Here is a 20,805-nt window from a genome sequence, read left to right as displayed (position 1 = left end):
ATGGAGCCCTGGAGGAATCCTGCCCGCCGACAGCCGGGGCAGAGAGGCGCATGGTTTCGTGTGGAGCTGACGATAGGGGGCTTGACGGTGGGCACGGTCGATGAGGTGCTGCGGAGCGCGGGCGATGCTTGCGAGAGGGAGCTGCGGGGGCGGGTGGGGTCGCTTCAGGGGCCCGCTGCTGAGGTGGCTGCCTATCAGTTCGGCTGGTCGGGAGAGGGGGCACGGCAGGGCGGTAAGTACGTTCGTGCTGCCTTGACTCTGGCGTGTGCGCGTGCGGTGGGAGGTGCGGACCGGAGGGCGGTGCCGGCGGCAGCGGCGGTAGAGATGGTGCACAACCTGTCGCTGCTCTACGACGATGTTCTGGATGGTGACGCGGTGCGGCGCCACCGTGCGGCCGCGTGGCAGGTTTTCGGCCCGTCGTCCGCAGCCCGGTCTGCGGACGCGATGATGCTGACCGCGTTCGACGTCCTGTCGGAAGCCGACGGGCCGGACGGGCCGGTGGCTCGTGAGGCGTCGGCCGCCCTGGTGGATGTGCTGATCCAACTGGCCGTCGGCGAGAGCCTGGACTTGGTCTTCGAAGGCCGGAGTGAGGTGATCTTGGCGGAGTGTCTGGAGATGGTCTCGGGCAAGACCGCCTCGCTGTTCGCCTGCGCTTGCCGGCTGGGTGCCCTCTACGGAGGCGCCGACCCGGCCGTCTGCGCCCAGTGGGCAGAGTTCGGGCATGACCTCGGCATGGCTTTCCAGCTCGTGGACGACCTGCTCGGTATTTGGGGCGACCCGGCGGTGACGGGCAAGCCCGTCTTCAACGACCTGAAGAACCGCAAGATGTCGGTGCCCGTGGTCGCCGCGCTGGGCTCCGGGACCCCGGCCGGCGACGAACTCGCGCGCCTCTACGCGCAGCCCGGGGGCGATACGGCCGACCTCGCCCGCCTGGTCGAGGAGGCGGGCGGGCGGCGCTGGACCAGCGACCGCGCCGCCCAGCACGCGACAGCCGCACGCGACCGGCTGCACCGCCTCACAGCACTACCCGAGGCTCTCGAAGACCTCGGAGCGCTCTGCACGGTCGTGATCAGACGCGTGCACTGACCTTCCAGGGCGACGGTCCGTCCATGATGTGCGCGCGGCCCTGACCGAACAGCTCGGCGTCCACCTCCTTGAGCCTGCGCAGTTCCGCGGGCTGGTGCAGGGCGTGCACGGCCGCAGGAACCCCGGTGACACCGGCTGCCTCCAGCAGGGCGTTCACGGCGAGGCGGGCGGCCTGGTTCGCGCCCTCCATCGTCGCCAGGTTCACGGGGGAGCGCACGTAGTCCCCGGCCATGAACAGGTTCGCTGCCGCCGTAACCGCTCGCGGGCGCGCCGCCCAGGAACTGGTGGTGTTGATCAGCAGCGGCTCGTCGTTGACAGCCGGCCCTGGCCCGTCAAGGTTCCGCACCGCCGGATCCAGCTCCCACGAGTGCAGCAACCCCTCGTGCAGACGGGTTCGACCAGCGCCATTGAGCCCGTCGCACAGCTGCGCCCAGACCTCGGCCGCGATCTCTGCCCGGCTGCACTCACGGGCCGGCTTGCCGTACAGGATGCCCGGGGTGTCCCAGGAGGAGATGTCCACCGACAGGCAGTCGGCCACCGTCCCGTCGCCGTAGGTTGCCGGGAAGTCGCAGTCCCAGAACTGGGCCTGGCTGATCGAGGTGAGCGCCCAGGGAGAGTCCAGGAACAGGACATGGCCGTGGGTGACGGGCGCCGGCTGGGTCAGGTAGAACTGCATGCCGACCATCCAGTCCGTGTGGAGGCCCGTCACGTTCTTGAGCTCAATGTCGGCCTCCGCCAGTCCGCGGTCTAGCAGTGCGCCGACGCGGTGGACCGGTAGGGCGCAGATATACCAGTCAGCTTCCAGCTCCCGCAGCCGGCCTGCCGGACCGCGCAGTTGGGCCCCGGCGACATGGCGACCGCTCAGGGTTAGCCGCTCGACTGCCCAGCCGAGTTGCAGCCGCACCCCCAGGGATGCCAGATGACGGATCCATGGGTCGATCCAGGCTGTGCTGGTGGGTCCGTTGAGGACCCGGTCCGCCGGCTGTAATTCCTCGCCCCGGCCGAGGAACCCGTAACTGAAAGCCTCCAGGAACCCGCCGACCGTGTGCGCACTGCAGACCTCGGCCCGTGCCGCGACCACCGTGCGGGTCGCGCCCACCACACACGCCTTGATGTACTCCTCGGAGGCGCCGTCGGCCGCGGCGAAGTCCCACCACGAGGTCGACTCCCACTGGCCCAGCCGCCGCTCATCACTGCTCGTCATGTAGACGAGCATCCGGTTCGCGAAGTACAGCAGCTCCTCGCTCGTCAGCCCCCTGCCACCCGCCTCCAGCCCGACAGCACGCAGGAACTTCATCGGAGTCCGAGCCCCCACAGCCACGGACACATCCGTGACCCGCTCACCCACCCGACCCGAACGCGCGGAAAGCATCTGCGTCGCCTCCCGCAGATTCCCCGCCACCCCCTCCGTGCTGCCGTCGACCGGGATCCGGCGCAAAGTGTCCGGCAGACTCCGGTAGAACCCGGGGAAGAACCTAAACCCGTGCTCACTGGGCAGGTCCAACCGCCCGCCTCGGCCGGTCCCCGGCACCCACGCACTGCGGGCCTTGCCACCCCAACCGGTCGGCTCCACCACCGTCACCTCGAAGCCGCGCTCCGCCAGCTCCATCGCCGCCGTCAACCCGGCCACGCCACCACCCAGCACCGCGACTCGCAAGCCCCGCCCCACGGACACCACCACACCCTCTACCGGGGCCACCAGCGAAGCCCCCCTCCACCCAGTCACGACGAGTAGATCATTAATCTGCTTTGCGTCACGGACGAGACCTCCCCCCTCAGTCCCCGGCGGCTCAGCGGCCGGCCTCGGCTCGTCCTGCTTGACATCACCGCCACCGACGAAGAGCCCGCCCACGCCCCGGTGGGCGAGCCGCAACAACTCTGGACCACCTTCGGCATCACCCCCGTTCCGACCGAAGGCCGGCTCTGCCCGACCTTACGGGCCCGTGCGGCGGGCCTGCCGCAACAGCGGCCTCGTCGCTTTTGCGACTTAGCTACGTGGCGAAGGGGGACCGCCTCGGCTGGAGCAAGGGCTTGCACCTCGGGACAACAATCGGTCCATCCGCCTGTGCAGCCTCGGCCCACAGCACGAAATCGGTCCACCGACCCTGTCGGTGGACCGTCACGAAACTTCGAGGTCAGGACCCATTCCCACGTGCCGCCGACGGCTCACATCCGGCAGCCGATCACCGTGCCGCTCCGCCACCAGCTTCCCGCGCAGGACCCTGCCGTAGGGCGGGACGGAGCCCTGCGCGGAACGCAGCACCGAAGGACAGCGCAATCACTGCCGGGTGAAGTGCCACATCTGCGAAGTAGTCGGAGAGTTCGGGTTGGGCAGTTCACGCAGCGGTGCGTAGTTGTCGTCCCCGAACAGGCCGGTTACAGCGACGTCCTCGTTCAGGAAGGGCGACAGAACCCACCGTGCAGGGCTCTCGTCGGTGGACCGGAGGATCCACCATTGGGACTTGTTCGTCGTGCACGCAGCTAGGTACACCGAGCCCCCCGGCTCTCCGGCCCTGGCGTCGGCGCAGTTCCCGGTTCGGGCGCTCTTCCAGTGGAAGATTCCGGGGCGCCCGTTCACCTGCTCGAACTGGAATGTGCGCGGGAAGGGATGGTCTTGCCGGTAGTAGACCTGAAGGAAGGTGCCGGCGTTGCCGACCGTGTCGTCAGGGACCAGGTAGTTGGTGTGGGCGTCGTTGGTGATGACAACGGGTCCCGAGGGGACGGGGGCGGCGGTGGGTGCGGCTTGAGCGGACCCGGTCAGGACTGCGACGGAAAGAATGGCGGCCGCAGCAGCGGCCCAGCGACGGATAGTCATACGGACGATCTTGACGGGCCAGATTTGTGCCAAACCGTTTTTTCGGGAGATAACCACCCGATCGAGGAGAGCCAGCTATCCGGGGCGAACCGGTGCCGCTGTCCCGGCTCGGAGCTCTCCACGGCGGGGAGTGCTGGTACTGGCCCAACCTGACAAGCAGGATGCCACCGCGGCCTGGAAGAAGACATGCGGACGCCACCCGCCGAAGGGGCTTCGTCAACCCCAGAGCCGGTAGTCACCCGGCTGCGGCCTCGTAACACGGCAGCACAACACGCCACCGACCGAAGCGACAGTCTCCGCGCACTCTCTGATTCACGCGGGGCGCACGCCCCCTTACTCCTTTTGGGTGACCAGTTCGCGGTGACGATTGCGGCAAGATCGAAGTGAAGTGATCTTGCCGCACGAGTCCTTCTCATTCATGCCCATCGAGCAGCCCGCACGATGGGCATCCCTCTGCGAGAGCGGCAATCCAGGGTCTTCTCGCGCAGCACGAAGGGGCGCCCCCTGGGCGGGAGCGCGTCTGTGCGCAGGTCACCCATTGCATGGTCAATTGGATGAATACCGAGGAGTATTGCTATGGCGTTGACATCGGCAACGGTTGCAGCTGAGTTGGAGGCTGCGAGCAAGGTCGGAGATCCCACGGCTGACACGCTGGTGACCGACCTCCTCGAGAACAGGGAGGTCGACGGGATCAACGCTCTGTTCCGGACGATCGGAACGCTCAAGCCCGACACAGATATGTCACGGCTTCCCGATCGGCTGGCCCAGTTCCTGCGGGAGGCAGCTACCCCGCCGCCGGACTGGAGCGAGGCAGACGTCAAGGCCGCAGAGGGCTTCTTCGGCCACCACCACGGCACCGCCTCGATGCTGCAGGGCACCGTCGGCCTCATCGGCACCTACCTCGCACCCACCGGGGCATTCACCCTGCGCTCCACCGGCCGCCTCGGAGGTGTCGAGGGACCAGGCCGAAGGCTGTCGCAGTCCTCCCGCCTGTTCATCGACATGGGCAACAAGAACGCCATGCGCGACGGGACCCTGGCCGCCACCGTCACGAAGGTGCGCCTCGTGCACGCCTCAGTCAGGCAACTGCACAAGCAGAGCGGCCAGTGGGACTACGACAAGTGGGGCGAGCCGGTCTCCCAGAAGTACACCACCGGCGCCGCCTGCGTTTTCAGCACCCAGATCCTCCAAGGCATGAGGAACCTCGGCATCGATGTCTCCGCCGACGACGCCCGCGGCTTCATGTGCGCCTGGCACTACGTCAACCACTACCTCGGCACGCCGGAGAAGTGGCAGCTGCCCAAGGACGCCGACGAGGCAGAGCGGCTGTGGAACCAGGAGCGGGAGACGGAGTGGAAGAAGACCGACGACGGTGTCTTCATGACCGCCCAGGCCATCAAGTTCTACCGCGATCTCCTGAAGCCCGGAGCCAGTGACGCCTACATCGCGCTGACCCGCGTTGCGCTCACCGACAAGTACGCGGACATGGCTGGCTTGCCCAAGAGCCCCCTCGACCTCGCGGGCAAGCCGCTCGCTGCGGGCCACGGCCTCGTCAGCGGAACGGCCGGCGGCCTCTTCGGAGGAGCCGCCCAGCGGACCGTCGGCGTCAACCCATACAAGGACCTCCTGGGAGTCGCCTCGAAGGCGTTCAACGAGATCGAGCAGTACGCACTCACCCACGACCAGGACGACCAGCCTCAGATGCACCAAGAACTCGACGACAACCGCTGACCACCGGTCATACGGCCTAATGGAGCCGCCAAGCGCACTGGAGTATCGCGCGCTTGGCGGCTGCGGCTTCTCACACAGGCTCAAGGCGGAGGCAACTAAACCCTCTGCCCTAGTTCAGCTCAACACGCTGAACTTGACAGAGAAGCCTTCGGTGACCAGTGCGGTGTAGGCGTTGGTCAGGATCTGGTGACGACAGCGCACGCCCCAGGGAACGGCCCGCTCGGTCCCCTCCAGGGGAGGCATCCGGTACTGCTCGGACCAGGCTTCGGACGCCGTCTGCTCCTCGGCGCGCTTCGCCTTGAGCCAGGCGGCCTTGTCCTGCTCGTCGCCCTCGTTCGAGGCGCGCCAGCAGTCCGTGCACTCCTGCCTGGCGAGCCACTCGGCGAAGCCGGCGCGGCGGTCGGCCGGTCGGTCGGGCAAGTCGCGGTCGGCATGGTGCCCGCAGGTGTGGTCGATAGGCCAGATCGTCTTCACGGCCATGGAAGGGCCTCCTTGAGGAATTGGATCAGCGGTCGCGGGAGTACGCGATGCGGGGGTCAGCCGGCCGGACCGCCGGTGTGGTGACGGCGGCGGGGACCGGCGCCCTGCCCGGGATACCGGCACGGGCCGGGCTGGCGGCGAGCGCGGCGGCGCTCAACGGAGACGCGCGAGCGGGACCACGGCCGCGCTCACGGCCGACGGCCGGCGTGGCAGCAGGGCGGGGCCGAGCCGTCACCTCTTGAGCGAGGCGGGGCTGCACTGCGACCTGGAGCCCCGAACGGTGCAGGGCCACCGTGGCGTCGGCGACTTTCCCTAGCGCCTCGACGCGATCGGTGGTCGCGGGGAGCGTGTAGATGTCCAGGCTCGAGTTGTGCCGCCAGCCGTCCTCCACTAGCGCGAGCCCGCTGAGGCCGGAGACACGGTCGTCGAGGGCTGCAACGATGCCGAGCTGCGGGTGATCGGCGAAGGCGACGTCTGGTTCACCGAGCGGACCGCGGTCGCGTACCTGTGCCGCTTCGGGCGCCAGCGCAGGGTCAAGTGCGACGTCCACATCGACCTGGTAGCCGGCCTTGCGCAGCAGCTCGATGGCCCGGCTCGTACGGCCGTGTCCGTCACGGTTCTGGTCGGGCAGCGCGTACAACGTCGGCTGGTCGGGGACGGGATGGAAGTCGAATCCCCTGAGCATCCAGGTGCTGGCCGCGAGGTTCTTTGGGTTCGCGGCGACGATGCCGTGGACGGGGTGGTGGCCGAAGGCCAGGTCGGGCAGCACGTCGTAGTGGCTGGGCATGGCAGATCCATCCGAGGCGGGTGCGGTTGCAGGTGCGGGCGACGGGCGGATCAGTTCTGAGGGTGCAGTGCACGGAGGACTCCTGGATCGCGGTCGGTCAGAGCCGGGGAGCGGATGAGGAACTGGCCGACGGCGGCGCGGCCCGCGCGGAAGACTCCGGCGGCGGACCGGTCGGGAGCACGCGCTGGCCGACCGACGGCGAAAAGGCGAGAGCGACACTCGCCCGGGATGGAGCGGAGTCGGGCGGGAGCACGGTGGCGGCGCGCGCCTTGCCGGAACGTTCCTGCTCCTGGCGTGGCAATACGCCAAGCTGGTCCAGGCGGGCGTCGACAGCGGAGAGGAGATCCGGCACGCTGCCGCCGTGGCGCGCATGCGGGCCGTCCGGCTCGGAGTCGTAGATCACCTCGTAGACGGCAGGCTCGACGGACCGGTGGCGGGTGACCATCCAGCTTTCCGGGGACTCGGGGTGCTCGGAGGGTGGCTCCTGCGGCGACGAGATGATCAGTGAACTGCCGTCGGGAAGCTCGGCGTGGACGATGTAGTCGCTGAGGCCGTACTCGACGGTGCCCTCCAGGCCGCGCTGCCCGAGCGCGGAACAGAGGGCAGCCTGAAGGCGACGCGGATCGGACGTGGCGGTCGGGGGCGGGGTTTCGTGGTGCATGGAGTTCTCCGTTGCGAACACCCCGCCGCACGGCGGGAGCCGACGGGGCGTGGAGCTTGAAGGAGTGCGGGGTGACTGCGTGCTAGGGATCACCGCGAGCGACCGGGAGCCGGCGGATGCGATGCCGGCGGGACCTGGGGCGAAGCAGGTGATCCGGCAGGGGCGTTGTGCGTCGAGCGGGTCAGGGCGACGCGAGCCCGCTCGGTCTGCGCCGGCCGTTCGGTGTCCGCTCGGTGAGCGAGGTATTCGCCGACGCGCACCAACGCCGGTCCCTTGGAGCCCAGTTCGTGTGAGTAGTGCCAGCCTTCGGTGTTGCGGTGCTCCTCGGCACGCTCCTGGTAGAGGTGGAGCACGCTCGGCTGCGAACCGTCCATAAGCGCCATGACGCCGTCCCATTCGTGCCGCAGCTCCTCCGCCCGGAACAGGATGGTGTCGATCCCGCGTATCCGACGGAGGTCGTCACTGATCGGCCCCTCGACGTAGTCGGGGCCGTCGGCGGCGGCGCGGACCCCGGCCAGCACCTCGGGTCCGTGGTCGAGGAACACCTCGGCGTGCTTCCACGCTTCTGCGTCCCGCTTGACCTTCCCGTCCCCGTAGACCTTGTCGTCCAGCGGCCAGCCGTCCGCGTCGCAGAGCGAGTCCGAAACCGCGTCCCAGGCGTCGCACGCCTCGTTGATCCCGGCGGCGGCCGAGGCCAATGCCGGGAGGTGCCGTCGCCACGCCAAAGGGTCGGTGGCCTGCGACGGCTGGTTGTCACCGGAGGAAGGAGTGGAAGAAGCGGACATGATTGATTCCCGTTGCTGTGCTGGTCGTTGGGCTAGGCCGCCATGCGGGCGTCTGTGTCGAACAGCTCCCGCTCAGCCGGGTGGAGGATGTGCTGGGTGATGAACGAGCGGTCGGCGACCTTCCACAGACCTCGGCCCTTGGTCAGGGCGGACACCGCCTGGGTCTCGACGCCGGTCAGGCCGAGCAGAGATGCAGCGGCGGCGAGCTGGTCAGGCTCCTGGCGGTAGATGATGCGCGTGCTGCAGTCCGCGAGGAGCCCCTCGGCAAGGACCCGGCCGCGCGACCCGGCGTCGCCCGCCGAGAGCAAATCGCTGAGGCGGTGGATCACCATCAGGTTCGCGATGCCCAGCCCTCGGGAGAGCTTCCACTGGCTCTGCATCCGCTCCAGCAGCCCGACGTGCCGCATCAGCCGCCACGCCTCGTCGTAGATCACCCAGCGCCGACCACCATCGGGATCACTCAGGGCTGACTCCATCCACGCGCTCGCGCACGTCATCGCGAGCACCAGTGCCGTGTCGTCACCGGAGCCGCCGAGACGGGAGAGATCGATGGACAGCATCGGTGTGGTCGGGTCGAACGACACGGTGCTCGGCGTGTCGAACATGCCGCTCAAGTCGCCGTGCACGAGACGTCGCAGGGCATGGGCGAGGTCCTGGGCGGCTGAACCGAGGTGCCCTGCCTGGTGGCCGAGGGCCTGGTTGAGGCGTTCGGGGGAGCCGAGTACGTGGGCGATCTCGCCGAGCAGCGGCACCGTGCCCCGGGCGGCGGCGTCAGCGACGACCAGATCCAGGGCCAGGTCGAGGGCGGTGTGCTCCATCGGCAGCAGGTCGCGCTTCAGCACGGTGCGGGCGAGGCTGGCCAGCAGCAGCAGACGGCGCTTGCGAACCTCCGTGAACCAGTCCTCCTCGCTCACGGAGGCGGGGCGGGCCGGGGTGTCCAGCGGGTTCAATCGTCCAGGGAGCCCCGGGCCCAGGGCGATGCTGTAGCCGCCGAGGGCTTGCGAGACACCGGTCCACTCCCCCTTGGGATCGCAGGGGATGTAGATCCGGTAGCCGTGGGCGATCGACCGGGTGGCGATCGACTTCGCCAGCGCGGACTTGCCCATGCCGATGATGCCGGCCAGGACCGCGTTGGGGTTGGTGAAGCCCTCCACCCTGCCGCTGTTGTAGAGCGAGAAAGGGTCGAAGCAGAAAGCCGCCTCCGCGTGCACATCGCGGCCGATGAACACCCCTTCGGCGCCCAGGCCGCCCTCGGCCACGAACGGGTACGCGCCGCTGGCTGTGGCGGTGGTCATCCGGTGGGCGGGCAGGTCGAGCTTGCCGCCGCGGGCGGAGGCCGGACCGGGGCGACCGGTGAGCGGGTAGGTGGGCCGAAGATCCGGGTCGAGGGTCTGCTCGGCGCGGTGCTTGGGCGGGTTTCCGGCGAGGCGTGCCTGGCGGCGGGCTTCGGTGAAACCGGCTCGGGCGGCTCGCTGCTCGGTGCGCGTCGTCTTACGGGGCACGAACAGGGGGGAGGCGCTGGCGCGGGTACGGGGCATGAACGTTTCTCCAGATGAGGGGTGGGTCAGCGGCGGACGAGGCCGGTGAACGGGGCGTGCAGGTCGGCCGGGGTGGTGCGCCGCCGCACGAGATGAGCGGTGCGCTGATGGCGCTGGCAGATGGTCAGTCCCGGTGCTCCCTCCGGAAGAACGGCCTGGCACGCCTCCGGTGCGGGGATCTCGCCGGAGCCCGGCCGGGGCGCCGCGTGGTAGGCGGCGTGGAGGTGCTCGGCGGCCTGCCAGATGCGGGTGCGGGCGGTACGGAGCTGGTCGCCCTCGTTCGCCACGAGCTGCCCGGTGCGACCGGCGTGGGCGTCGAGCAGCCCGTGCAGCGAGACGAGGTGGGCGTGCAGAGCGTCCAGCTCGACCCGGGTGGTGACCAGCGGGCCGCCCGGGATGTTGAGCGCCCGGTGGAAGTCGAGCGCGGCGGTGGCGAAGGGCACGAAGTCCTGCGCGGTCGGGCTGGCGGTGCGGGACATGAGGGTGCTCTTTCTAAGGGAAGGGTCAGGCGGCGAGCGCGAGCGGCAGGGCGGCGGCGGTGAATGCCTCGGCCTGCTGCCAGGTCAGCGGCCGGAGATCGAGCTGGGCGCCGACAGCGGCGGTCTCCACGACGGCGCAGGCGGTGCGCAGCTCGTCCTCGGTGTCGGCCGAGACGGTCAGCAGACCGGTCAGGGCGACGTCGGCGTGCCCGGCGATGAGCTGGCGTTCGCGGGACTTGATGTCCTGGTACTCGATCGAGTCCGCCTCGGAGTCGACCTGGCCGCGCCGGGCCCGTTCGGCGGCGTCGGCGATCACGCTGGACTTCTTGCGCTGCACGTCGCGCAGGGCGGCGTCGAGGTTCTTCGGCTCGTAGGAGAGCGACAGCGTGCGCCGGACGCCGCCGGTGAACAGGAGCTGGTGCAGGAAGCCGGCGCTGGTCTCGGTGCGCGGCCAGTTCTCCACCCAGTAGGTGGCGTGCACGGCGGAGTCAGTGGCGATGTGGTCCGCCTTCTCGACGACCACGACGGGGCCGGCGGCGGCGGGCTCGGCCTCGGGGCGACCGCCCGTGGACCAGCGGTCGAGTGTCGCCAGCGCCTTCGGGTCGTAGGAGGTGCGCACCACGGCGGCGATCTCGCGGGCGGTGAGCCAGCCCGTCGGGGTGAGACCGGCGGTCCGCGCCGCCTGGTCGAACGTGGAGGTGAGCTGGGCGAGGACGCTGAAGGCACCGGTGAGACCGCCGCCAGCCTGGTTGATCAGCCGGCGGGCCGCCTTGGTGTCCAGGGACACCGCGACGTACGCCTCGTGCGGGGCGGCTGCGGGGCCGGCGCTCTGGATCAGCTCGTTGTAGATCGCGCCGGCCATCGGGGTGTCGGGGCGGCCGTGCTCTTCCCAGTAGCGGCGCAGCGCGTCACCGGAGTCGGGGATGGTGCGCTCGATCACCTGGATGCGGGCGATCTGCCCGGTACGGGCGAGAGCTGCCAGCGCGCGTCCCCAGCCGCCGACGTTGGCCTGCTGGGTGCCGGGGTCGAGCAGGGCATAGGCGCGGGAGGAGACCTTGACCACCGCGGTCAGCGTCCCGGTGTGCGGGTTGTGGACGGCGCCGTACTTACCGTCGGGAGCAGTGGTCACGCGCAGGCTGGCAGCGGTGCCGGGAAGGTGGAGCAGTCCCTCGCGGGTCGGCCGGCGGGAGGGCCGGGTGAGCCAGACGAGCTGGCCTCGCATCCGGCGCAGCGCGTACCGGACGACGATCGGGGCCCAGTCCGCCAGAGCACGACCTCGGTGGCGGACGAAGACGAGCAGCGCAATGACCGCCCACAGCGGTATGAGCTGGAGGGCGCCGACCACACCGCGGGCGAGGATCACGGCGAGAAGGAGAAGGCCGGTGAGTCCGGCGACGGCCAACTGCGGGACGGTCAGGCCGAGCAGGACGCCGCGCCTGCTGCGGTGGGGAAACTTCACGGTGGGCGTGGAGGACTGATGCTTGCCGGACATGGTGGTTCCAGACGGTGGGAGCGGGCGGAGGACGGGGCGCGCGGCGCTCTTCTGGACGTCATGGCGAAACCTTCCTGCGGGTGGTGGGCGGGGGCGGGCCGTGGAGTGCGGCCCGCCCCCGGGGATGTGGGTCAGGAACCCGACGGCGGCTGGGTGGGATACACCCAGTTCGTCGGCGTCGCGGAGCCGGTGGCCGATGGCCCGGACGCGGACGCGGACGCCGGAGTGCCCGAGGCCGAAGGTCCGGGGTCGGCTGGCGGCATGGAGGTCAGGTCGCCGCCCGGAGCCGATGCGGCTGCGAGGTGACCGGAGCCGCCCGCAACGCCTTGGGCAGTCGATTCGGACCCTTCCGGTTCGTCCTCGCCAGGACGTGTGATCAGTGGCGGGATCCCGGGGCGCTGGATCAGAGCCCGGCCCTTGTCGCCGCTCGCGTCCGGGTCTTCGCCGTACCGGAAGCGGGTCTGCTGCTTGGGCGGCCCGGCGTCGATGCCCTCCTTGCTGAGGTTGCCGCCGGAGGGGTTGATGCCGGAGGCGACGCCATCGGTGCCCGCGCCCGGGACCTGGTTCGGGCCCTGCGGAGCGGGGGCGCCGGTACCGGCCCGCAGCGCGAGGCTGCCTGCGGTCTTCGCGGCTCCTGCGGCGACCGCCATGCCGGCGACGCCGGTGCGGTGCATGTCGTCGTGGCCGCCGCCGTCGCTGGCCCAGTGGACGAACTTGTACGTCGCGTAGGGGCAGAGCAACACCAGGACCATCACGACGATGCCGGCCATCGCGTCGGACAGGGCCGCCATCCCGTCGCTGGCGTCGGTCTTGCCCATGGCGGAGACGCCGATCAGGAAGACGACGGTCATCAACAGCTTGGAGACGATCAGGGTGCCGGTGGCCTCGATCCAGCCGCGCCGCCACCGCTTGGCGACCTCCCATCCGCCGCCGGCCCCCGCGAACACCGCGAGCGTGACCATGATCAGGACCCCGACCTTGCGGGCTACCATCACGCCCCAGTAGAGGAAGGCGCCGATCGCGCACCCGAAGGCGACCAGCGCGGGCACACCCCAGCCGAGGCCGTACATGGCTCCCATCTGATCAACATTGATCACACGACGGATCGCGTCGTCGATCGAGGTGTTGGCGGCTTTGAAGAGGCCGTCGGACAGTGCGTCCACCACGGTGATGGCGACGGTCGTGAAAGCGATGGCGGAGAAGCTGAAGAGGACTCCGGTCATGGTGCCGAACGCCGCCTTGGTGAGGGCGCGTTCGTCGCGGCGCCAGGCCGCGGTCATGAGCTGGATGCAGAAGATGCCGACGGTCAGGGCGAGGCCGATGGGCAGCAGCAGCTCGTAGTTGTCGCGGAACCACCCGGCGTTGAGGTCGATGGCCGTCGTTTTGTTGACGGCCTTGGCGGCCAGGTCGGCCGCGCTGGACGCCAGCTCGCCCGCCGACTTCGCGATCCACGCGCCGAGGCCGTCGGTGACGGTGCCGGCGGGGTTGGTGGCGAAGTCGACAGCGCCGCACACCTTGTCCATCAGCGGGAAGTCGCAGACTCCCATGGGTCGTACCTCCGTTCTGGGGCGAGGGTCAGGGCGCGACGGACGGCATGACGCCGACCAGGGCGCAGGAGTGATTGGGCCGGCACCGGACCGCGAGGGTGGTGGACCGGCTCTCCGCGCCGCCGGCGGCCGAGCCCTTCCAGCGAATCGACTGCTTGCCGGAGACCGTGACGGCGTAGACGTACGCCTGGGTGATCGCCCCGGGGTCGTCCTGGAGGGCCTGGGTAAAGGTGTGCGGGAAGTGCCCCTCGTTGATCTTGGCGGTGGCGACCTGCTTGTTGGCCGCCATCTCCCTCCACAGCACGGCCGAGGGGACCATTTGGTCGACGGAGGCCGGATCGGCGTACTTCGACTCCGTGGTCAGCCAGCCGCGCAGCGCCTTGCGCAGCTCGGGCTGCGAGTACGCGCGGGTGTCGTACGACCACAACGCTGCTGCGGCGGCCTTGCCGTACGTGATCGGGTCGTGGGTTTTCGGCGGAACGGGCAGAGCGCGGGGCTGGGTGTGCGGCCCGGACGGTGCCGCGGACGGCGGGGACGCCGTGGGCGAACTCGGCGGTGGCGCCGGAGTATCGGAGGGGCTTCGGCCCTCGCGGGTGAGGTAGGCGGCTAGGCCGGCGAGGGCGACGAGCACCGCCAGGGCGACGGTGCCGAGCAGCGCCCGGCGGCGCACGCGAGATGCGCCGCTGGGATGGGTGGAGTGCTGAGCCATCAGTGGACCTGCGTCCCGAGCGTCGAGAAGAACGCCACCACGCCGTTGGCGGCACCGAGCAGAAGGGCCGCGCCCGCGCTGACCAGCACGCCCTTCTTCCCGTTCGCTTCGGCCTGGTGACCACCCGAGTGGTGGCCCCAGGCCCACACGCCTGCACTGACGGCGAGGGCGCCGACCACGGCGATGAGCCCGAAGAGGTTGATCGAGCCCATCACCTGCTTGAGGACGTTGAGGCCAGGGAGCCCGCCCTCGTTCGGCTTGATTCCGGGGTCGTAGGCGAGCTGTATGACCTGGTCAGCGAGATACATGGGAACTCCAGTTCGAGTGAGCGCACGCCACAGCCTGGCGGGGCGATCCAGCGGTGCGAGGGGGAGGTGAGGGGGAGGAGCGCTGGTCAGACGACTCGGCGGGCCGCGAGAATCCGCGATTTCCAGGACGTGACGGTTGTGATCCGTACGACGTCGCCGGTGTGCGGGGCGTGGACGATCAGGCCCTGGCCAATCGCCATCCCGACGTGTTCCGGTACGGCGGCCGTCCCCTCGGTGAAGAGGAGGTCGCCCGGTTTGAGGGCATCGATCGAGACGGCCTTGCCGTCCTTGACCTGCGTGTACGTGGTCCGCGTCAGGGTGAGCCCGGCGGCCTTGTACGCGCCCTGCATCAGGGAGGAGCAGTCGCAGCGGCCCATCGGGTTCTTGCCGTGGGAGTCGGTGCACGTGCCGCCCCACTGATACGGGGTGCCGAGCTGGCCGAGCGCCCACCGGATCGCCGTCTGCACCTCTCGCGGCGCGGAGGCGGGGATCTTGTACTCGTCCGGCAGGGCGCCCGCCGGGATGGTGCCGAAGTCCGTCCCGTCGCCGTCCGCCGAACAACCGCCCGCGGAATTGGGAGAGGGGCTGTCGGTGTCGGCAGAGCCGGACAGGGACGGGCTCGGCGATGCACCGTCGGCCTTCTGCAGCAGGGGCTCGATGGCCTTCTGCAGGGCGGTGGCCAGTGGCTCCCACTTGGCGTACGCCTCGGGGAAGCCCGACTTCTGCACCGCCTGGGCGGCCTGGGTGACAGAGAGGGACTGCCAGCCGGAGACCTTCTTGAGCCCCTCGTAGAACTTCGTCGAGGCGTGCACCGGGTCAAGGATCTGGCTGGCCGTGCCCCAGCCCATCGACGGCCGCTGCTGGAAGAGACCCAGCGAATCGCGGTCGCCGTAGGTCAGGTTCCGCAGGCCGCTCTCCTGCAGAGCGGTTGCCAGGGCGACGACCTGCCCTCGGGCGGGGATGTTCATCGCGACGCCCGTGGCCTGGATCGTCTTGGCGTTGGGTACCTGGTCGGCAGGCGCGTCCAGGCCCGGCACGGAGACCGAGCCCTTGTCGTCGCCGTCCAGGATGGCCTTCATCTGCTTGGCGACGGCGGAGGCGTCTACACCTTGTGCGCCGTCGGTCGAGCACGAGGCCGAGGCGGTCCCGGCACCGATGCCGAGGATCGGCAGTGCCAGCAGGAGTGGTCCGGTGGCGCACAGACCGACGAGGGCTCCCGTCGTCTTCTTCACGGCCGCCGCCGTTCAGCACGACGGCGGTGCGGACCAGGCGACGGAGGTGGGTCGGGGCGCGGGTGTGTCAGGGCATGCTGCATCGCAGCGGCTCCTTGGTGTTCGTAGGAGGCGCGGTGCCGACTTCTCGTGCAAAGCCGTCGGCACCGCGCCGATGTGCATCCGCCTCTCGGCGGGCCCGGTTCAGAGGAGTTGGTAGCTCCCGGACGCCGGTTTTAGGTCACGCGCGGCAGCCAGCCGCGCTCGTAATCTCAGGCAGTGCACAGGGGCCTCCTCACGGCGTTCACGGGCAGATAGGCAACATGCCTCCGACACCGCCCGATTGGACGAGACGGTACGGATGAGCACAGTTCAACGGGGGTGGAGCAGCGCTCCTTCCCGGTGGCACGGCGAGACAGTAGACCGGGATTCCGGCCGCACCAAACGACTGCCGTCCCGGGTCCGGAGCGGGGAGCCGCCTCGTTAGGTGCGGCCGAAATTCGCCGTTAACCTCCGCTGCAACCTCGCGCCGGATGCACGCCGTTGAGCGCTGTCCGGAGCGGGCCCAGACTCCGCCGCGCCCGAAAAGAGGCCCTCCCATGAGCTACACGCTGCACCGAGGCGATGCCCTGACCGTCCTGAAGTCCCTCCCGGACGAGAGCGTCCAGGCGGTGATCACCGATCCGCCGTACAACTCCGGGGGCCGCACCAGCTCCGATCGAACCGGCCGTACCGCCCGCGCCAAGTACGTCACGAGCAACTCGGCGCACGACCTCGCCAACTTCCCGGGCGAGAACCGCGACCAGCGCTCCTACCGCTCCTGGCTCACCGAACTTCTCACCGAGGCGTACCGGGCCTCGACCGAGCACGCGGTCGCGATGGTCTTCACCGACTGGCGACAGGAGCCGACCACCTCCGACGCCCTGCAGATGGCGGGGTGGACCTGGAGCGGCACGATTCCGTGGATCAAGCCGTCCAGCCGGCCCCGCAAGGGCGGGCCGAAGCAGGACTCGGAGTTCATCATCTGGGGCGTCAAGGGCTCCCTCGACAACACCCGCGACCTTTACCTGCCGGGCCATTACATCGCCTCCCAGCCCCGTAAGGGCCGGGTTCACATCACCCAGAAGCCGGTCGAGGTCATGCAGCAACTCGTCCAGGTCTGCCCCGAGGGCGGCACCGTCCTCGACCCGTTCACCGGCAGCGGCTCCACGGGCGTCGCGGCCCTGCGCGAGGGACGCCGCTTCGTGGGCGTCGAGCTGTCCGCGCACTACGCCAACGTCGCCGAGGAGCGGCTGCGGGCCGAACTGACGAAGGACGACTTCGAGCTGGCCGGGCCGGAGGCATGAGCGTGAGAGCGGAGAGGCCGGGGCCGGCGGCCCGCAGACGCCAAAGCGGCGGCTAGAGCATCGACTGACCGATGTACCAGCCGCCCCTTCTGTTGCGTCAGGCCGCCTCGAACGCCCGCCGGATCAACGGTGCCGCCTTGTCCAAGTCGGCTGCCGATACGATACGGACCTCCAGGTCGCCGGTCCCGAGGTGCCCGATACCGCGCATGTCCCGGGTGAAGCCCTCCTCCAGCTTGACCGAGTCCGGGGCGTTTACGCCCCGTAGACACTCCGGCGACGAAGTCGCCGGAACACTGTTGCCCGCCTCCGTCCACCAGCAGGTCACGGAGGGGGCGGCAGCACAGCCCGTAGGGGACGACCAGTTCCTCAGGGGCCCGCTGTCCTCGGTTGCGGGCCTCGCGCAGATCCTGTGAGGCATCCTCTCCCAGGGGACGAGCTGGTGCAGCAGCCGGTAGAACAATTCCGTCCCCGCATTCATCCGCTTGAGGCCGTGGCCTGAGCCTGAAGATCCCAGGACGTTGCCGACGGTGATCCCGGTCAGCCTGTGGCCCGGGGCCGCGAGGATGAGGGCGTTGCTGCAGAAAGCCGCGCTGACGGCGCCCGATCGTACGTCCTCAACTGAAGCGCCCAGGTTCCGAAAGCGTTCGAACCCGCACGGATCGCGGCTACGGGCCATTGCACGGACCAGGGCTCCTGGCGGTCGGCCCTGAGGCCAGCCAGTTCACCGATAGCCGCAGAAGATCGTCAACTCGGCAACCCCGAAGCGTCAGGTCAAAGAACCTGTGGTCACCAACTCGGTGAGCGCATCCTCTGCCCTACGGAGCACGATCCGGCCGTCGCCAGCGCTGTACGCAACGATGCGAGCTCCAGGGTTCAGCCCGGCCTCGGCAAGGACTCCTATGGGAAGCTCGAGTCGGCCGTCCTCGCCGATCTCCAGTTCAGTTGGTTCGCGCAGCATGGCGGCAGTCTTCCACAGCACTCGGAGCGAGGGTGGGGCACGTATCTGCGCCCTAGGATCACGGCCAAGCCGCATCGGCCATACTTGGGAGTTGATGAACTCGCTGCCTCGAGAGCCGGCCACTGGTGGCTGGTCTCCACCAGATGGATCCTGGGCGTCCTCCGCTGCGAACCGCCGCAGCATGTTGGGGAACCGGAACCGGGACACATCCCCGGAGCGTGCGCTGCGCTCCCTCGTCCATGCGGCGGGCCTCCGCTACCGGGTGGCTGCCAAGCCGCTCCCGAAGATGCGCCGTACAGCGGATCTCGTCTTCCGTCCGGCCCGCGTCGCAGTCTTTGTCGACGGCTGCTTCTGGCACGGATGCCCGGAGCACTTCGTGCCGCCGAAAACGAATCCCGACTACTGGCGAGAGAAGATCGGGAGGAACGTGAAGCGCGACAGGGATACGGATGTGCGCCTCGAGGAAGCGGGGTGGCTCGTCCTCCGGTTTAGGGAGCACGATGCGGCTGAGGCGAGTTGCGCGATCGTCTGCGCTGCGGTCCGATCGCGCCGAGGCGCGGCGGCACTCCGAGAGGAACAGGAGGAGTAGCGACGCCGAGCCCGCGGCCTCTGCATGCGGATCCGGCAGGCCCGGTGCCATCTACTTCGTCTACCGTATTGACCAGCGCAGTTGTGATCGCGCTGGCCCGGGTCGAACGCGGCCTGGTGGGGAGCAGCAGGGGTGGGGGCACCAACGCATGGCAGTCGAACGCACGAACCGCGACATCAAGTCGCTCATCGGCCAGATCGCCGATGGGGAGATCATGCTCCCGGAGATCCAGCGGGGCTATGTCTGGCGGGCCTCGCAGGTCGCAAAGCTCGTGGAGTCGCTGTACCTCGGATATCCGGCCGGGACGCTCCTGCTGTGGAAGACGGACGAGGGAGCCGAGACGCGCACAGCGGCCACCGGATCCGGTCAGGGGCTTCCCAGCGTCATGCCGCTGTATCTGCTCGACGGGCAGCAGCGACTCACCTCGCTGTACCGCGTCTTCAAGGACCATCCCGCAGCGCAGATCGTCTTCAACATCGAGACCGAGGCGTTTCAGAACCAGAGCAACGCCACGCTCAGGAGTCCGAAGTGGGTCAGGGTCTACGACGTCGTCGGTCCTGAGGCCGACTCGTTTTCGCTGCAGATGCAGCTCCGCTCGGCGGGACTGTCCATCGACAACGCGGAAATCGGGCGCCGCCTCAAGGCACTGGAATCGATCTCGCAGCGCGACTTCCACATGGAGGTCCTCCACGGCTTCGGCTACGAGGAGGTCACCCAGATCTTCGTCCGCGTCAACAGCGGCGGCCGCCCCTTGAAGACGACGGATCTTGCGATGGCGACGCTTTCCGCCCGGTCGCCGGGATTCCTCGGAGAACTGGAGAAGGAGTCGGCGCGGTGGGCTGACCACGGCTACCGGGCCGTGGACACCAACTTCCTCATCAAGGCGATCACGCTCAGCCTGTCCATCTCCGGCAAGCGGACCTCGTCCGTCTCCAGACTGACGACGGCGAGTCGGGAGTCCGTGGCGGAGGCCTGGGAGCGGGTGCGCCGCGGACTCGAGCGCGTCGTCCCGCTGCTCTCCGAGCAGCTGCTCGTCCCGACCTCGGCACTCCTTTCATCCGTCTCGGTCCTGCACCCGCTGATTGTCTTCTACGGCCGACTGCCTGCCGGCGCCAAGGTAGACCCTGAGGTAGAGAAAGGGCTGCTCTACTGGTTCCTCGCTGCGTCCGGAAGCAACCGCTACGGCGGTGCGACGGACAGCGCCCTGACCCAGGACGTCAACGCCCTCGACTCCGTCGAGCCTGTCCGCGCGCTCCTCGCCAACCTGCGCCTGGAGGAGAAGGGTTTCCGCGTCACCGCCCGAGATCTGGCAGGGCGGAACATCCAGAGCCCGTACATCATGCTCTCCTACCTGGCAGCAGCCCATTCCGGCGCGGAGGACTGGTGGGCTGGCGGGCCCATCTCCGTTGTTGCCGAAGGGACCGACAAGCTGCAGTACAGCAGCCTGCACCCTGCTGTGCAGCTGCGGAACCACCGCAACAAGTATTCGTCGGCAGAGATCAACGAGCTGGCGAACATCGTCTTCGTCTCGCCGCAAACGGCCAAGAACATGATCGGAAACCGGTCTCCCGCCGAGTACATCGGGGAGGTGCAGGCCGACGACCTGGCTGCTCACGCTGTCCCGACGGCTGACCCCCGGGTCTTGGAATTTGACGGGTTCCGGGAGTTTCTCGTTGCTCGCCGTGCGCTCCTCGCAGGAAGGATCAACGCCCTCCTCGAGCGCTTCCGCCCCTCCTTTATCGATGCGGGGGACGCCAGCAGCGCGAGCTCCGAGGCGCCCCGCCGGTCGCTTGTCCTGACCGGGTATGGCGCGGGGAGCCGCACCATGCTGCTCGCCGAGGCACAGGCCGGGACACAGCACTGGGTCGGCCGCATCGACACCGCTGAACTGGACGCAGCGCTCGACGCTGCTGCAAGCGGACTCGACAGTGACGTCACCGTGGCCGGCGAGAGTGCCCCGCTGGCGGTCGACGAGGACGGCATCACGCTGCCGGTCGGCCCCTTCCGGCTCCGCGGTACTGCGGACCAGTGGCGGCTGGCCCTTAAGGAAGCCTTCTCGGATGCCCTGCCTGCAGCCGACTGCCCTGAGCAGGAGTTGCAGGCGTGGGTCGGCGAAGCTGAGGAGTTCCTGCTGACGGACCTCGGCGTCCAGCGGCCGTAAGCGCCCTCCGAAGAAGGCGGGAGCCCTAGGGCCTGTCTTCAAAGGGTCATATCCACATCAGGAGTGACGCGATGGTGAGTGCTGCTTCGTAGGATTCGCGGGTTTTGTCGTAGCGGGTGGCT

Annotated in this window: 19 protein-coding genes and 1 pseudogene; 5 read left to right on the top strand and 15 right to left on the bottom strand. The window is 69.2% G+C overall.

Features of this window, described 5'->3' with window-relative positions:
* The first annotated feature begins 87 nt into the window (after nucleotides 1-87).
* Nucleotides 88-1,086: a polyprenyl synthetase family protein gene (locus tag IA22_RS35675; protein WP_234434617.1), complete on the top strand. Its 999-nt coding sequence runs from the start codon at nucleotides 88-90 to the stop codon at nucleotides 1,084-1,086.
* Here the strand turns inward: IA22_RS35675 and IA22_RS0132015 are convergent.
* Complete coding sequence (locus tag IA22_RS0132015; RefSeq protein ID WP_157840955.1) at nucleotides 1,070-2,785, bottom strand: hydroxysqualene dehydroxylase; 1,716 nt, start codon at nucleotides 2,783-2,785, stop codon at nucleotides 1,070-1,072. The genes IA22_RS35675 and IA22_RS0132015 overlap by 17 nt on opposite strands.
* Before the next feature lie 579 nt (nucleotides 2,786-3,364).
* A complete protein-coding gene (locus IA22_RS0132010) occupies nucleotides 3,365-3,901 on the bottom strand; it encodes a hypothetical protein (RefSeq protein WP_030125645.1) in 537 nt (178 codons plus the stop codon).
* 576 nt (nucleotides 3,902-4,477) lie between these two features.
* Between IA22_RS0132010 and IA22_RS0132005 the strand changes: the two genes are divergently transcribed.
* Nucleotides 4,478-5,632: an oxygenase MpaB family protein gene (locus tag IA22_RS0132005; protein WP_245229637.1), complete on the top strand. Its 1,155-nt coding sequence runs from the start codon at nucleotides 4,478-4,480 to the stop codon at nucleotides 5,630-5,632.
* 114 nt (nucleotides 5,633-5,746) lie between these two features.
* On the opposite strand, the gene IA22_RS0132000 is transcribed toward IA22_RS0132005, so the two are convergent.
* The 11 genes from IA22_RS0132000 to IA22_RS0131950 form a co-directional block, all read right to left on the bottom strand.
* On the bottom strand, nucleotides 5,747-6,112 hold the full coding sequence (locus tag IA22_RS0132000; RefSeq protein WP_030125643.1) for a hypothetical protein: 366 nt from the start codon (nucleotides 6,110-6,112) through the stop codon (nucleotides 5,747-5,749).
* A gap of 25 nt (nucleotides 6,113-6,137) precedes the next feature.
* Entirely contained in the window at nucleotides 6,138-6,899 is a 762-nt protein-coding gene (locus IA22_RS0131995; protein ID WP_030125642.1) for a hypothetical protein, read from the bottom strand.
* A 97-nt stretch (nucleotides 6,900-6,996) separates the two neighbouring features.
* Entirely contained in the window at nucleotides 6,997-7,560 is a 564-nt protein-coding gene (locus IA22_RS0131990) for a hypothetical protein (RefSeq protein ID WP_030125641.1), read from the bottom strand.
* Between the two features lie 89 nt (nucleotides 7,561-7,649).
* The gene (locus IA22_RS0131985; protein ID WP_245229636.1) at nucleotides 7,650-8,345 is read right to left on the bottom strand and encodes a hypothetical protein; all 696 of its coding nucleotides are present in this window, start codon (nucleotides 8,343-8,345) and stop codon (nucleotides 7,650-7,652) included.
* 32 nt (nucleotides 8,346-8,377) lie between these two features.
* Entirely contained in the window at nucleotides 8,378-9,883 is a 1,506-nt protein-coding gene (locus tag IA22_RS0131980; protein ID WP_030125639.1) for an ATP-binding protein, read from the bottom strand.
* 26 nt (nucleotides 9,884-9,909) lie between these two features.
* Nucleotides 9,910-10,362 (bottom strand): DUF6238 family protein, encoded by a 453-nt coding sequence (locus IA22_RS0131975; RefSeq protein ID WP_030125638.1) that lies wholly within the window; start codon nucleotides 10,360-10,362, stop codon nucleotides 9,910-9,912.
* 25 nt (nucleotides 10,363-10,387) lie between these two features.
* Nucleotides 10,388-11,854 (bottom strand): SCO6880 family protein, encoded by a 1,467-nt coding sequence (locus IA22_RS0131970; protein WP_030125637.1) that lies wholly within the window; start codon nucleotides 11,852-11,854, stop codon nucleotides 10,388-10,390.
* Between the two features lie 131 nt (nucleotides 11,855-11,985).
* Entirely contained in the window at nucleotides 11,986-13,401 is a 1,416-nt protein-coding gene (locus IA22_RS0131965; protein ID WP_030125636.1) for an SCO6881 family protein, read from the bottom strand.
* Nucleotides 13,402-13,429: 28 nt separating this feature from the next.
* The gene (locus IA22_RS0131960) at nucleotides 13,430-14,110 is read right to left on the bottom strand and encodes a hypothetical protein (RefSeq protein WP_030125635.1); all 681 of its coding nucleotides are present in this window, start codon (nucleotides 14,108-14,110) and stop codon (nucleotides 13,430-13,432) included.
* A complete protein-coding gene (locus tag IA22_RS0131955) occupies nucleotides 14,110-14,418 on the bottom strand; it encodes a DUF6112 family protein (protein WP_023421641.1) in 309 nt (102 codons plus the stop codon). Before IA22_RS0131955 ends, IA22_RS0131960 begins: the two co-directional genes overlap by 1 nt.
* A gap of 86 nt (nucleotides 14,419-14,504) precedes the next feature.
* The gene (locus IA22_RS0131950) at nucleotides 14,505-15,650 is read right to left on the bottom strand and encodes a C40 family peptidase (protein ID WP_030125634.1); all 1,146 of its coding nucleotides are present in this window, start codon (nucleotides 15,648-15,650) and stop codon (nucleotides 14,505-14,507) included.
* Nucleotides 15,651-16,228: 578 nt separating this feature from the next.
* Here IA22_RS0131950 and IA22_RS0131945 point away from each other — a divergent pair.
* Complete coding sequence (locus tag IA22_RS0131945; protein WP_030125633.1) at nucleotides 16,229-16,975, top strand: DNA-methyltransferase; 747 nt, start codon at nucleotides 16,229-16,231, stop codon at nucleotides 16,973-16,975.
* Between the two features lie 97 nt (nucleotides 16,976-17,072).
* Here IA22_RS0131945 and IA22_RS38460 read toward each other — a convergent pair.
* Nucleotides 17,073-17,222 (bottom strand): annotated as a pseudogene (locus IA22_RS38460) (DUF5655 domain-containing protein); the annotation flags it as partial.
* A 519-nt stretch (nucleotides 17,223-17,741) separates the two neighbouring features.
* Nucleotides 17,742-17,933 carry a hypothetical protein gene (locus IA22_RS0131935; protein ID WP_030125631.1) on the bottom strand — a complete coding sequence of 64 codons (192 nt, stop codon included), beginning with the start codon at nucleotides 17,931-17,933 and terminating at the stop codon, nucleotides 17,742-17,744.
* 94 nt (nucleotides 17,934-18,027) lie between these two features.
* Between IA22_RS0131935 and IA22_RS0131930 the strand changes: the two genes are divergently transcribed.
* Together IA22_RS0131930 and IA22_RS0131925 are read left to right on the top strand one after the other, a co-directional pair.
* Nucleotides 18,028-18,522, top strand: a complete 495-nt coding sequence (locus tag IA22_RS0131930; protein WP_081889908.1) for a very short patch repair endonuclease — start codon at nucleotides 18,028-18,030, stop codon at nucleotides 18,520-18,522.
* Nucleotides 18,523-18,670: 148 nt separating this feature from the next.
* Complete coding sequence (locus IA22_RS0131925; protein WP_030125629.1) at nucleotides 18,671-20,683, top strand: GmrSD restriction endonuclease domain-containing protein; 2,013 nt, start codon at nucleotides 18,671-18,673, stop codon at nucleotides 20,681-20,683.
* Nucleotides 20,684-20,805: the final 122 nt, after the last annotated feature.

The sequence above is a fragment of the Kitasatospora papulosa genome (assembly GCF_000717245.1).
In the GTDB taxonomy this organism is placed as follows: domain Bacteria; phylum Actinomycetota; class Actinomycetes; order Streptomycetales; family Streptomycetaceae; genus Streptomyces; species Streptomyces papulosus.
This window is presented reverse-complemented; position numbering and strand designations above follow the sequence as displayed.